The organism is Niallia sp. FSL W8-0177 (genome assembly GCF_038006285.1).
GTDB classification, from domain to species: Bacteria; Bacillota; Bacilli; order Bacillales; family Cytobacillaceae; genus Niallia; species Niallia circulans_A.
The window spans coordinates 777,790-790,664 of the sequence record NZ_JBBOUX010000001.1 but is presented as its reverse complement, the minus strand read 5'-3'; the positions used below and the strand labels follow the sequence as shown (position 1 = coordinate 790,664).

The following is a 12,875-nucleotide window of genomic DNA, read 5'->3' as shown; positions in this document are numbered from 1 at the left end:
TCTCCATTAAATTAGATTTTCATTTTCGATATTTTTAAGTTGATAAACGTAAAAATTAAAATAATAATGAACATAATATATGTGGCAGCTGAGGCGATCCCGAATTCAAAACCGGTAAACCCACGCTCGTAAATAAAGGCTCCCATTGTTTGAATGGAACGAGCAGGGCTTCCATTTGGTCCACCGATTACATACACCTCATTAAAACGTTGCAGAGCTCCAATCCAGCCCGTTATTAATAAGAATGCAAATGTCCCCGTCATATTAGGAATCGTAATGAATAGCCACTGCTGCACCCCACTTGCTCCATCAATTTTTGCGGCTTCATACATTTCTGATGGAATTGCTTGAAGATTAGCAAGACATATAATGATAACAAAGCCAATCCAATGCCAAACAGCTAGCAGTATAACGCCCCATTTAGAAGTACTAGGTTCAGAAAACCACCCTGGAGTCGGCAGTCCCATAGAGTCTAACGCAAAATTAACAATTCCCATTTCTGGATGTAAAACAAATTGAAAGATCATGGCCGCAGCAACAATTGAAGTAACATTGGGCAAGAAGTAGATGACTTTAAAGAAATTCTTTCCCTTTCCAACAGAGTTAATTAAGGTAGCAAAAATGAAGCCTAAGGGAATGGTGATTAGGACTTGAAATATTCCGATAAAAAAAGTGTTCCATACAGCATTCCAAAATGGTCCTGATGTTAAGACTGTGCGGAAATTATCTAAACCAGTAAAGCTTTCTATTGTCCCATTTGATTTAAAAAAACTTAATCTAAATGATTCGATAACTGGATAAACCATAAACAGCAAAATCCCTAAAAAACTAGGAATTAAGAAAATATACCATGTCCATTGTGTCGTTCTTCTTTTCTTTTTCTTCTTCGCAGCCTCCATGTACATACTGGTTTCCGTAGCCGTAACATGATTGTCTTCCATAAAATCTCCTTTCCTTAATGAATCGATTTTACTTTTACCACAATATGACAACGCTTTCAATTTTGTAGAAATAAACACGAGATACTAACTATATCTCGCATGCTCATTTCTATAAACAATACTATTACTTTTATCGAGGTTACGTGTTTATGTTCCCTTCTGATTCCATTGTATGAAAGTTATCTATTTTTAACGTGGATAGAATTGTGTAATCTGATGAAGAAATTGTTTTTTATTGCTCTTTTAAATAATCATATTTAAAAATCGTTGCTGTAGAGACATGGTGGGAGAATTTAGCTTAATTCGTGTTTTTCATACGAATTGCTTTGCTATTACGGTATTCTGTAGGAGTTAGTTTCATTTGTTTTCGAAAAAAACGACTGAAATGAGAGGAATCTTCAAATCCTGATTCAAGAGATACTTCAAGAATCGATTTGTCTGGATGGATCTCCAGTAAATATTTGGCGCGGTTTATTCGACAGCTCATGATATATTGCATAATTGTATATCCTGTTACATCTTTAAAAATTCTCGACATATAATACTTGCTAATATTTAAATGATGGGCAATATCATCTAACGTGATTGGTTCACAGAAATGCGTATCAATCCATTCAATCATTTTTTTGACATGAAGATTTTTATCAGATTCAGCATGAATATTATGTTCAAGCTGCTGCTTACTTAACTCATAAACCTTAAATAAAAGCTGCATCAGCATCGCTGTTAACTCTCCCACTTGGAAGCGAACGTCGCCTGCGTTTTCTTCCTTGGATCTTTTCACTTTCTCTGCCAATTTCTTTATTAATGCTTTTACTTCAGCAGACTGTTCTTTATCTTTTATATGAAATAAAGTATTGCTCAATTGATTAAATGGCGATAGCAGTTCCGGGACATTTAAATTGTTTAAAAGTGGCCGCAGCCATTCGGAAGAAAATTCAATCACACTGCGCTCATAATAAGCCCCAGGCTCAGGATAGGCTCGATGTAATGTTAGGCCATTCATAATAATTAAGTCATCCTCCTGTAAACGATAAATACGATCACCAATTAAATATTTACATTCTCCCCCATGAAAGTAGTATATTTCATATCTATCATGAGAGTGGTAACTAAAATCTTCATAAGTTTCCACCTTATCCATTAAACGATAGAGTGCGATTATTTTTTCCGTCATCCTTAACCCTCCTATTTAAAGCGTTTTCAATTCATTTAAAAATAAACTTGCCACCATCCCCAACTAATATCTTTACTGAAAATTTTACTCTTATTTATTCTCTATTCTTATGATAGTCACCTTTTAAAATTACAAAATTATATTTAATTTTATTGGTTATTCCTTACAAAATAACTATTTTCAAGAGCAGTAATAGAATTTTCAAAATCTTCCTACTCTCAAAAAGATGGATAAATAGTAGGTGAATTTATCTCGATAAAACATTGTTAGTATAACATCGATATAGGCAAACAAATCCACGAGTGCATGAGTTCGCAGATAGTGCGACTTCGTAGAGCTTGTTTGATAATGTCTTTAGTAGCTGGGTAATATACATCTTTATATGTAATCGTTTTGCTTTCTACACATTCTCCATTAATATAATTTTTTAGTTTTTCAAATACATTTCCCAAAACACTCAATTATTAGTTATTCATATCAACTGTATTTAACTATTCCACTATCAACTTTTGGTTAAGTCTTGATAAATCTCATATGCCCAAGAAAACAACATCGAAATCGTTGTAGCCAGCCAAGAGCACATCACCCAATAAGGTAATCCGGTGGACCGTTCTACGGTGTACCTATGTTCCATTCAGAAATTCAATAAGGCAGGGCACCTTCTCTTCATCGGTGCCTTGCCTTCCTTGTTTTACTAGCACTCATCCCTTATTATGGCACTAGCTTTATATTATTTTCTTCCTGGTAGCATATATAATCAAAAACCTCTTCAGAAGTATTACTTGTTTTTAAGATATGATAAAATTCCTCTTTTTCCAGCAATTGTACTAACTGTGAAAGTGCATTCAAATGAAATTCCTGATTTATGGCTGCCAAACAGAAGACAAATTGAACCGGTTTATTAGTATGTTTATCAAAGTATACTGGCTCATTCAATACAGCTATACTTATGGATAATTGATTTACGCCATCTGCTGGTCTTGCATGGGGAAGCGCGACATTTGGCATGATGACCATATAAGGACCATCTTTCCTAGCATTTTCGATCATTTTTTGAATATAATTTTCTGTTATTCTTCTTTCTTGTAATAATGGTAAGGCAGATAAAGAAATGGCATCTTGCCAATTCTTTGCCAATACATGTAATTGAATAAGATTTGGGGAGATAATTTCACTTAAATTTGGTCCCTGCTCTTTTTTTAGCTCTACTTTTTCATTTACTGCAAAGTACTCGTATAATTCTCGCTTCATTTGCTCTTTTTCTTTCACTACAGCATACTTCTCCACAATTTGCGTAATTAATTCTACACTGGGCAATTTAAAAAAGGAATTCCCCAGCTCTGTATAAACATCTCTTATTAACCGATATTTTTCTGCTATATCCATAACAGGACTTACAATAAAAACAGGTTTTTTCGTATAAAACAAGCGAATATCTGGTACGGTAGAAAATAACAAATCATAATCAACGTCTATTTTATCCAGCTGTTGTGTTTCGATAGGAGCTAAAAAAGTGAACTCGGGAAAAATAGACTTTAAAACGGTATGCGTAATAGAGGAACTCCCCACTCCATTTGGACAAACAATCACACCTACTTTTTTATTTACCTTTCCCTCTTTTTCATTCCTGGATAAGGATGCAAAATGAATCGTCAAATAGGCTACTTCTTCGGCGGGAATAGGATGTTTAAATAGCACGCTAAGCGGCTTCATCGTTTCATTCACGATAGTAAATAGATGATTGTATTCCTCTATAATCTTCTCATACAGTGGATTAACGATCGGCAAATGAAAAAGCAATCTATAATAGGCAGATCGGAAATGCCGGAAAATTTGCTTAGATACTTCTCTTGGATGTTCAAAGCGAATGCCGGAAAAAGATTCAAAACGCATGCGGATATGTTCAACCAAGTCCATAATAAGTGGAAAATCTTCGCGATATTCATCAGCCTCCCCTAATGTTAGACCTAGTACCCAGGCTGTTAAGTAGCAAATATTATCTTCCTTCTGCAAATGATAAAATGATAATAGCTCTTCTGCAAACTGATATTCTTTTGTAGATTTAACCGATTTCCATTCATGGATGAAGTTAACAGATTCCTTCGTTTTTAATCTTGTCTTTAAAAATAAAAAGGAATAAATAAATTCTGTTAACCTGTTCTCGATAAAATGAATCTTATGTTTATTCGAATAAAATAATACAATTTGCTTCATTTGCTCGTAGCTTTCAAGATGATTTTCTCGTAAAAAATAGCCAAATAATTTGGTGTTATTATTTGTATTTAATTCTTTTACTATTAACTTTAATCCTAAATAGCGTATCTCGCTCTCGGTTCCTACCAAATGATATCCCTGTTTCCGATTGTATCCCAAAGAAATTCCCCTATGCTGTAATTTTGCAGCTAAAGCTTTTAAATCTCCCATTATTGTTGTTTTGCCAACCTTTAAAGCATCAATGAAATGGTTTATCGACAGATACTCTATGTTTATGAAAAGATAAAGAAACATATATTGTATCCGTTCCTCACTACTTAACACATACTCATCAACTGGAATAGTATTTGATACCTCATTTATTAATAATTCCCTCGTTTCATAGTCAACAGAAATTTGGTTGTAGCTATTTATTTCGATTGGTTTTTTATGATGGGATGCTAACCAGCTATTTATTTTCTCTAGGCTATAATCAATTTGTCTTTGCGTTAATTTCGTTTGTTCTTGTAAGTTTTGCTTTTCTATAAATGGGCGTTCCATAATTTTTTGGATAATGAGGTATGATCGTTCATCTAGCAAATGACTTCACTCCATTTATTGATACATTTAATAATAGAAGAGAAATAGACTAATGATTGCTGCCTTATTTCTCATTAACTATTTCTCTTGCTTTATTCTCTATGTTTCACTTCTTGTTTCGATATTCCCTTAATTTTTCTACAAGTTCTCTAGCATTTTGTTCAATTTGTGATGATGTTCCTTTTGTTAACAAACTACCGATTCCTACACAGTCAATTCCATTTTCAAACCACTCTATGATATTATCAATCGTTACACCTCCAGAAGCCATTATAGGCATATAAGGAATCGGTGTTTTAAAAACTGTTCCAAGCTGGGATCCGTAATAATTAGAAATCGGGAATGCTTTAATCATGGAAGCACCTGATTCCATCGCATCCACCATCTCCGAAATGGTTGTACAGCCTGGAGCATAAGGTACTTGGTATCGATTGCATATTCTACTAACTTCTTCTTTGTAATTTGGTGCAATGATAAATTTCGCTCCAGCTAATATCGCTAATCTTGCTGTTTCTGTATCTAAGACTGTACCAGCCCCTACTAGTAAACGAGCACCATATTTCTCATTTAACCCCTTTATAATTTCCCCCGCATTTGGTAATGTGTAGCTAATTTCTAATACATCTACTCCTCCAGCTAAGCATCCATCTGCAATTTCATAGGCACGTTCTAATGTTTCTACCCTTACAATTGCCATAATTGCTGTATTTTCGATTCTATTAAGAATGTTATTTTTGTACATGAATAGCAGCCCCTTCATACGATAATTGATGATATTTTTGTAGATATGCTGCTATTACCGAGTTAATTTCTTCGATTACATCACTTTTTGGTTCTAAGATTGGATACCTAGCTGGCCCAACTGGAATCTGCGCAAGCTCCATTGCCTTTTTTAAGATAGAAGGGGTGGAACCGAGTTTTAATACTCGACGCAGCTCCTCTAAACTTTGCTGTGCTTCTTCCGCTTCCTGTCTTTCTCCCTTTTGCCAATGCTTATAAATAGAAACATCTATATATGTTAATAAGTTCGAAGTTGCGGCAATTGCTCCTGTCGCTCCTTCATCTAAAGCTTTTAAAATTAAAGAATCAGACCCAGATAAAACAGAAAAAGCCTCTTCTTTTGTCACGCTAATATAGTTTTTAATATTTTCAATGTCCCCGCTGCTATCTTTAATTCCTACTATATTATCCACCTTAGCCAGTCGTGCTACTAATGGCGGGCTTAAGTGAATACCAGTATTTTTCGGAATATTATAAAGTAATATTGGAGTACTTACCGATTCAGCAATTTTTTTATAATGATGATATAATTCATCTTCTGTTAACGACAGAAAATATGGCGTAATGACAGAAAGTGCATCTGCTCCCAGCTTCTCCATTTCTTTTGATAGAGAAATGACTTCTGCTGTGTTATTCCCCCCAGTTCCTACAAAAATGGGAACGCGTTTATTTGTTTCATTAATGACAAGTGAGGCAAATTCGACTTTTTCCTCTCTTGATAAAACATGAAATTCTCCATTCGTACCTAAAATAAATAATCCAGCCACCTTTGAACGGATTAAGCGATTTACTAGATTACGTGTTGCTTGTATATCTATCTTTTGCTCCTGATCGAAAGGGGTAACCATTGCCGTGATGATTCCACTAGGCCTCATTATCTTCACCTCTGTTAAAGTATTTATTTTGCTGGCTATAGAAAAAGTTTCTTCCTCTATAGCCTTTTAAAATTCCCTATTATTTAATGGATTGTCCAAGGGTTCCACCTGGATGCCACTTTACATAAGTTTGTGCATCCAAGCCTATCTCATTTTGAAGTAATACTGATAAGGTTTGCAGTACAAGCAGTTCAGCAACAACAGAAGCTCTAGGAGGCTTATTAAGACCATCCCCCTCCTTTGATACACCTGCAAAAATTGCAAAGTCGCTTTGCCGAGCAATCGAGGACTGCAGATTCCCTGTAAGGGAAATGATAATTGCCCCATTTTCTCTTAAAGTGTGAATCGTCTTTTTTAATTCCTCTGTCTCTCCACTATTGGAAATGGCAATTACGACATCTCCTTCCACTACTTGACCCGACGAGCCATGAATTGCTTCTGTTCCATCTAAAAAGTAGGCTGGAGTTCCGGTAGAGGATAATAAAGATGCACTATAACGGGCAACATAGCTAGGTTTTCCAATACCAGTGAGATGTAATCGTTTTCCTTTTTTTCCAGCATTAATAATACAGGACTTTGCTTCTTCTAGATTAGCTATGGAAATATGATTGATTAATTGATTCATCTCTTCTTGTATCGCTTCTAAATAGTTCTTCGCCTCACTCATTTCTTCTTTTCCTTTCCTCTTGATTTCTTTTTCCCCATAACTTAACTAAAACTTAGTGGAAAAAGCTTAAGAATTTATTGAGAAGCATACCAGTAATATTGTAGTCAATATTTGGAAAAGTTGACCCTTCAATGTTCATACCAGCAAATACCGGATAAAGAACTGTTGGTAAGAGGGCTAGTAATAAGCCAACAACAAATGATCCTGCAACTGCTCCTCTCCAGCCCCCTGTTGAGTTACCAAAAACCGCAGCCGTTCCTCCTGAGAAGAAAGCAATATGAGCAGCAGGTATAATAACAACTGGGAAATCAAAAAGCACCATAATAAATACTGCCAAAAGTCCAGCTACATACGCAGACAGGAAACCAACAATTACTGCTGTTGGCGCAAATGGGAAGACAGTTGGAACATCTAGAGCCGGACGCGAATTTGGGATAAATTTCTCCGAGATAGACACAAAAGCTGCTGTAATTTCGGCCAAAAACATACGTACTCCTGTCATTAAAATCGACATCCCTGCTGTAAACATAAATGCTTGGATTAAAGGGAAGACTAGCCAGTGGGTTGTACCAGCTAATTCTTGTGTAACATCTTTTCCCGCCTTTAGAGCAGAGACATAGAAAAGAATCAACATGATAACAGCCATTCCCATCAGAAAATCTCTAAAAAAGGATAACCAAGCAGGAAATTTAATTGATTCCGTGCTTTTCTCTTGATGTTTGCTGAATAACATTCCAATACTGCCTGATAAAGCATAGCCTAACATATTAAAATGCCCTATAGCAGTAGCATTGCTGCCTGTAATTTTCCGCATAAAAGGCTGACATAATTGCGGTAAAGCGGCTGAACAAAAACCTAAAATAACCCCGCCAACAAGGATTGAAATAGTATTTGAATACCCATACGATTTAATAATGAGCGACAGTACACATGCAAAGAATAAACTATGCCCTCCTGTAAAAAAAATATTCTTCATAGGAGTTATTCTTGCAAAAACTAGATTCATTACAAACCCTAAAATCAATGTGCAGGATACAACAAACCCATACTCAGATTGTGCAAGGGCTGTTGCGGCTTCTGGAGATGCGACAACTCCAGTTAAATCAAAGCCATCTTGGAATAAGACATTAAAGTTTTTCAATGCAGCTGTCATCGTACTAGCACCTATTCCAAAGATCAAAAACCCAATCAGTGTTTTAAAGGTGCCAGTCATTACTTCTGTCATTGCCTTTTTTTGTGCCAGCAATCCAATCAATGCAACTAACGCTAGAATAATTGCAGGATTACTAAATAAACTAATTATGAATTGCATCATTTACTAACAGCTCCTTCTATTCAAATTTCCGTTTGCTGTAAAAATGCATTTAATTTTTCAAGAATTTCTTTTTTATCTACAATATTTGCAATACCAATAATATGCTGCTTTATTCCTTTATTACTCAATTCCTGTGCAACATCGACAAGTGTGATTAATATTTCGCCATCAAACCCAGCCACTCCATCCAATGAGGAGTGTTCGACTTGGATAGGCAGTTTATTTTCTTTCACAACCTCATTTACCTTTATCTTTAGCATCAAACTTGAACCTACACCTGCTCGACACGCTACTAATGCTTTATACATAGAAATCTCTCCCTTTTAAATTTTACTAATATATGAAAATATCTCTTTCGGACTACTGCTTGTATCTAACAGCTTAAAAAACTCCTCATTTTCCAAGAGTTTTACCAATTCTGCCAATGCTTCCAAATGACTATTACTATCTGTAGCACTTAAGCAGAACAAGTACTTAACAGGATCATTTGCTTCATTTCCAAACCTAACAGGATATTCTAAAGTAGTAATCCCAATTGCTGTTTCCTTTGCCCCAAATTCTGCAGGAGCATGTGGTAAAGCTACATGCTTAGTAATGACAATATATGGTCCTATTGTTTTAGCAATTTCGATTATTTTATTGACATATTCTTTTGTTATTTTGTTTTTCATTACGAGAGGTAGTGTACCTTTTCTAATTGCTTCCTCCCAATTATCCACCCTCACATTTAATTGGATAAATTCTTCTTCTAAGATATTGCTTAACAATATCACTACCTCCTTTAAAGCAGCTTCCTTTTTTCATTTTCAGCCTTTTTGTATTAACTCTCTTTTAAGCTATACATCCTCCATGTCTTTATTTTTAAGGTGATCACCTTTAATTAAATTGTAGTTTGTAGCGCTTTCTTCTTCAACGATCATTGAGTTCTTATTTTGTTGGCAACTGAAACAAATCATGAACCTAAATAAAATGGCTCCTGTAAGTGTACTATTGTTTATCCCTTATTTTTAAAGTGTGATTTCCATCACATTTTTGTTTTGGTTATTTTGTTATACTTCCATTGAGAATTATTATCAGCAAAAGAGGTGTTATCGATTGGCTAAAGTATTAGATTTAAATCTAACCATCTTGGAACTAACCACTACTTATCCAGAATTAGTCAGCGTTTTAAAAGATCTTGGCTTTGAAAAGATTACAGATCCTCGGATGATGCAAACTGCCGGACGAATAATGACGATTCCAAAAGGGTGTCGCATGAGAAAAATATCAATGAACACAGTAAAGCAAACTTGTATAGATCATGGATTTACAATTATAGAAGAGAGAAGGGACACATATGAGTGAATTAATTAACAATCGAACAGAATTAAAAAAAGATGCTTCTGAGCGCCAGCAGCTTTTAAAAGAAATTATGAAAGATTTACATGCTGGCAGGTCCGTGGAAGAAGTAAAAGCTCAATTTGAAAAAGCAGTTGGTAATATATCGGTATCGGAAATATCACAGCTTGAACAAGCATTAATGGAAGAGGAAGGTATCCCAGTTGAAGAGGTACAACGATTATGTTCTGTGCACACAGCAGTATTCAAAGGATCTATTGATGATATTCATGCCTCCACTTCACAAAAAGCAGAAGAAGAAGCAGGACATCCCATCCATACTTTTAAACTGGAAAATAAGGAAATTGATTTGTTGGTGAATTTCAAGCTTCAGCTTCATTATGAACGATTTGAAAAAGAAGATTCTCCCAAAAATCTCCAAAAACTTTCAGAAGATATACAATTATTAGTAGAAATCGATAAACACTATAGCCGCAAAGAAAATTTACTATTCCCCTTTCTTGAAAAATACGGTATATATGGACCAACCCAGGTAATGTGGGGAGTAGATGATCGAATTCGTGCAGCTATCAAATTAGCCAAGCAACAATTGGAAGACTATCATGGGGAAAAACAAGACATTCTGAATAATATTTACTTTATCATTCAAGAAGCTACTGAAATGATTTTTAAAGAAGAGAATATTCTCTTTCCAATGGCCCTAAGCACATTAACCGAAGATGAATGGATAAAAATTGCAGCGGAAAGCGAGGAAATTGGCTATTGTTTGATCAAACCGGTCGAAAAGTGGATTCCAAAGCGAGTATCTATGCAAGAGAGCTCTGCTTTAGATAAGATCGAAAGTGGATTGATTCATTTTGAAACTGGAATTTTATCTGTCAAACAGCTTGAGCTGATGCTGAATCATTTGCCAGTGGATATTACCTTTATTGATAAAGATGATGTGGTGCGTTATTTTTCTCATGGAAAAGAAAGAATTTTTGCCCGAACAAAAGCTGTCATTGGACGAACTGTCCAAAACTGTCATCCACCTAAAAGCGTGCATGTAGTAGAAAAGTTATTAAATGACTTTAAATCAGGAAAAAAAGATAGTGAAGACTTTTGGATTAAATTCAAAGATAAATATGTATATATACGGTACTTTGCTGTAAGAAATGAACAAAGCGAATATATGGGAACACTGGAGTTCACGCAGAATATACAACCTATCCAAGCGATAGACGGAGAAAAAAGAATTCTTGATTAATCATATAAAGGCTCTGATAAACAATATCAGAGCCTTTCCATTTAAAATTTCTTTTTCTCATCTTCTAATATTCGGTTTTTCCTTATTAAAACGGCATTACAATTAAAAATGTTTCTGTTATTTCTTGACGGTGGAAGCTTCGTAAATAGAGGTTACAGCTTCTTTTAAGCTTTGATTGAATTCTTCCTCTGATTGATTGACGTTTAGTTCTTCGCTTAGAGCTCTAGAGAAGCTTGCGATTATATTGTCATTTTCTTTTAATTTTTGATTTGCTTCTTCTCTGCTATATCCTCCTGAAAGGGCAACTACTCGAACTACTCGTGGATGGGTGGTTAATTCTTTATAAGTATTCGCAATAGCAGGAATCGATAGCTTTAACATGACATTTTCATTTTCGTTTAGGTCATCGAGATGCTTTAACAATTCTTCTTTCAAAATAGCCTCAGACTGTTCTCTATCCTGGCTATAAATATCTACTTCCGGTTCGATAATTGGTACTAAGCCTGCTGCTATTATTTGTTTTCCTATTTCAAACTGTTGTTCCACAACTTCTTTAATTCCATCTCGATTAGCTTCCTTAATAACAGAACGCATTTTTGTTCCAAAAATATTGCGTTCATTGGCACGTCGCAAAATTTCATCCAAATCTGGGATTGGCTTCATTAGCTGAACTCCATTTGCTTGATCTGCTAATCCTTTATCAATTTTTAAAAAGGGAAGGATGTCTTTTTTCTGTGCTAAATAATCCGCCGTATACATACCTTCAATCTTGCTATCCATCGTTTGTTCAAATAAGATTGCTCCAAGAATATATTCAGAATTAAATGCTGGGGAAGTAATAATCCTTGTCCGCATTTTGTGTACCAAATCAAACATTTCCTCGTCATTCGTATAAGCACTTTCTGGCACTCCGTAATGAAGCAGCGCTTTTGGCGTACTGCCACCACTTTGGTCTAATGCAGCAATGAACCCTTTTTTCGTTTTCATTCTCTCTAATTGGCTGTTCATATTTTTATCCTCCTTTTCAATTGCACGTTCTACTTAAATTATTCACATTCGCAAGGGAGTTAAAACATTTCATTAGAAAAGAAAACGGAAAACACACCTCTTTTATTATGACTTTTTTTGTTTATATTTTTCATAAAAGCGTTCCACTCTACCACCACGATCGGAGAATTTTTGACGTCCAGTATAAAAAGGATGTGTATCAGAACTGATTTCTACTTTTAGAAGCGGGTAGGTTTTTCCATCTTTCCAAACAATTTCTTCTTTTGATTGTTTAGTGGATCCAGATAAAAATTGGAATCCGCTATTAACATCCATAAAAACAACTTCTTGATAATTTGGATGTATTCCTTTTTTCATACTAATCATTCCTCCAATTTTTCTTATTACCAGCTAGATTTTTTCACACCAGGTATTTGTCCTTTATGCGCATACTCTCTAAATGCAATCCTAGACATTTTGAATTTTCTTAAATAACCTCTCGGCCTTCCTGTAACTTCACATCTATTTTTTAACCTAGTAGGTGAGGAATCTCTCGGCAGTTTTCTTAATGCTTCAAAATCGCCCCTCTCCTTCAACTCTCTGCGAATTTCAGCGTATTTCTCCACTATTTCTCTTCTTTTTCTTTCTTTTACTACCTTTGATTTTTTTGCCAAGCTGTTTTTCCTCCTTTTCCACAAATCGTCATCATTACGATTTACCTTATCAAAAAATATTTACTTTATACTCTTCTTATAT

14 protein-coding genes and 1 pseudogene are annotated in these 12,875 nt (G+C 35.0%); 2 read left to right on the top strand and 13 right to left on the bottom strand.

Features of this window, described 5'->3' with window-relative positions; translation table 11 throughout:
* Positions 1-11: 11 nt before the first annotated feature.
* From NST77_RS03790 to NST77_RS03745, 10 genes and pseudogenes are all read right to left on the bottom strand, one after another.
* Entirely contained in the window at positions 12-941 is a 930-nt protein-coding gene (locus NST77_RS03790; protein WP_217279861.1) for a carbohydrate ABC transporter permease, read from the bottom strand.
* A 298-nt stretch (positions 942-1,239) separates the two neighbouring features.
* The gene (locus NST77_RS03785) at positions 1,240-2,118 is read right to left on the bottom strand and encodes an AraC family transcriptional regulator (protein ID WP_235850320.1); all 879 of its coding nucleotides are present in this window, start codon (positions 2,116-2,118) and stop codon (positions 1,240-1,242) included.
* Positions 2,119-2,456: 338 nt separating this feature from the next.
* Positions 2,457-2,570 (bottom strand): annotated as a pseudogene (locus NST77_RS03780) (hypothetical protein); the annotation flags it as partial.
* A gap of 259 nt (positions 2,571-2,829) precedes the next feature.
* Positions 2,830-4,911, bottom strand: coding sequence for a BglG family transcription antiterminator (locus NST77_RS03775; RefSeq protein WP_095332283.1), 2,082 nt, complete (start codon positions 4,909-4,911; stop codon positions 2,830-2,832).
* A gap of 106 nt (positions 4,912-5,017) precedes the next feature.
* A complete protein-coding gene (locus NST77_RS03770; protein ID WP_095332281.1) occupies positions 5,018-5,653 on the bottom strand; it encodes a ketohydroxyglutarate aldolase in 636 nt (211 codons plus the stop codon).
* Positions 5,640-6,566, bottom strand: coding sequence for a 4-hydroxy-tetrahydrodipicolinate synthase (gene dapA / locus NST77_RS03765; RefSeq protein ID WP_095332279.1), 927 nt, complete (start codon positions 6,564-6,566; stop codon positions 5,640-5,642). Before dapA ends, NST77_RS03770 begins: the two co-directional genes overlap by 14 nt.
* Before the next feature lie 79 nt (positions 6,567-6,645).
* On the bottom strand, positions 6,646-7,233 hold the full coding sequence (locus tag NST77_RS03760) for an SIS domain-containing protein (protein ID WP_095332277.1): 588 nt from the start codon (positions 7,231-7,233) through the stop codon (positions 6,646-6,648).
* Positions 7,234-7,285: 52 nt separating this feature from the next.
* Positions 7,286-8,548, bottom strand: a complete 1,263-nt coding sequence (locus NST77_RS03755; RefSeq protein ID WP_235850319.1) for a PTS ascorbate transporter subunit IIC — start codon at positions 8,546-8,548, stop codon at positions 7,286-7,288.
* A 20-nt stretch (positions 8,549-8,568) separates the two neighbouring features.
* Entirely contained in the window at positions 8,569-8,856 is a 288-nt protein-coding gene (locus tag NST77_RS03750; protein ID WP_095332275.1) for a PTS sugar transporter subunit IIB, read from the bottom strand.
* A gap of 15 nt (positions 8,857-8,871) precedes the next feature.
* Complete coding sequence (locus NST77_RS03745) at positions 8,872-9,321, bottom strand: PTS sugar transporter subunit IIA (RefSeq protein WP_235850318.1); 450 nt, start codon at positions 9,319-9,321, stop codon at positions 8,872-8,874.
* 322 nt (positions 9,322-9,643) lie between these two features.
* Between NST77_RS03745 and NST77_RS03740 the strand changes: the two genes are divergently transcribed.
* Positions 9,644-9,892 carry a DUF1858 domain-containing protein gene (locus NST77_RS03740; RefSeq protein WP_123257336.1) on the top strand — a complete coding sequence of 83 codons (249 nt, stop codon included), beginning with the start codon at positions 9,644-9,646 and terminating at the stop codon, positions 9,890-9,892.
* Entirely contained in the window at positions 9,885-11,132 is a 1,248-nt protein-coding gene (locus tag NST77_RS03735) for a DUF438 domain-containing protein (protein WP_341122746.1), read from the top strand. Before NST77_RS03740 ends, NST77_RS03735 begins: the two co-directional genes overlap by 8 nt.
* A gap of 117 nt (positions 11,133-11,249) precedes the next feature.
* On the opposite strand, the gene NST77_RS03730 is transcribed toward NST77_RS03735, so the two are convergent.
* From NST77_RS03730 to rpsN, 3 genes are all read right to left on the bottom strand, one after another.
* Complete coding sequence (locus tag NST77_RS03730) at positions 11,250-12,140, bottom strand: fructose bisphosphate aldolase (RefSeq protein WP_123257334.1); 891 nt, start codon at positions 12,138-12,140, stop codon at positions 11,250-11,252.
* A 105-nt stretch (positions 12,141-12,245) separates the two neighbouring features.
* A complete protein-coding gene (locus NST77_RS03725) occupies positions 12,246-12,497 on the bottom strand; it encodes a type B 50S ribosomal protein L31 (protein ID WP_047941460.1) in 252 nt (83 codons plus the stop codon).
* A gap of 26 nt (positions 12,498-12,523) precedes the next feature.
* Positions 12,524-12,793 carry a 30S ribosomal protein S14 gene (gene rpsN, locus NST77_RS03720; protein ID WP_095332269.1) on the bottom strand — a complete coding sequence of 90 codons (270 nt, stop codon included), beginning with the start codon at positions 12,791-12,793 and terminating at the stop codon, positions 12,524-12,526.
* Between the last annotated feature and the right edge of the window lie 82 nt (positions 12,794-12,875).

What these genes read in the sequence shown, in the direction of transcription:
- NST77_RS03735 (WP_341122746.1), top strand. Translation starts at nt 9,885, where the DNA reads ATGAGTGAATTAATTAACAATCGAACAGAATTAAAAAAAGATGCTTCT.
- NST77_RS03770 (WP_095332281.1), bottom strand. Translation starts at nt 5,653, where the DNA reads ATGTACAAAAATAACATTCTTAATAGAATCGAAAATACAGCAATTATG.
- NST77_RS03730 (WP_123257334.1), bottom strand. Translation starts at nt 12,140, where the DNA reads ATGAACAGCCAATTAGAGAGAATGAAAACGAAAAAAGGGTTCATTGCT.
- dapA (WP_095332279.1), bottom strand. Translation starts at nt 6,566, where the DNA reads ATGAGGCCTAGTGGAATCATCACGGCAATGGTTACCCCTTTCGATCAG.
- NST77_RS03785 (WP_235850320.1), bottom strand. Translation starts at nt 2,118, where the DNA reads ATGACGGAAAAAATAATCGCACTCTATCGTTTAATGGATAAGGTGGAA.
- NST77_RS03790 (WP_217279861.1), bottom strand. Translation starts at nt 941, where the DNA reads ATGGAAGACAATCATGTTACGGCTACGGAAACCAGTATGTACATGGAG.
- NST77_RS03725 (WP_047941460.1), bottom strand. Translation starts at nt 12,497, where the DNA reads ATGAAAAAAGGAATACATCCAAATTATCAAGAAGTTGTTTTTATGGAT.
- NST77_RS03750 (WP_095332275.1), bottom strand. Translation starts at nt 8,856, where the DNA reads ATGTATAAAGCATTAGTAGCGTGTCGAGCAGGTGTAGGTTCAAGTTTG.
- NST77_RS03760 (WP_095332277.1), bottom strand. Translation starts at nt 7,233, where the DNA reads ATGAGTGAGGCGAAGAACTATTTAGAAGCGATACAAGAAGAGATGAAT.
- NST77_RS03755 (WP_235850319.1), bottom strand. Translation starts at nt 8,548, where the DNA reads ATGATGCAATTCATAATTAGTTTATTTAGTAATCCTGCAATTATTCTA.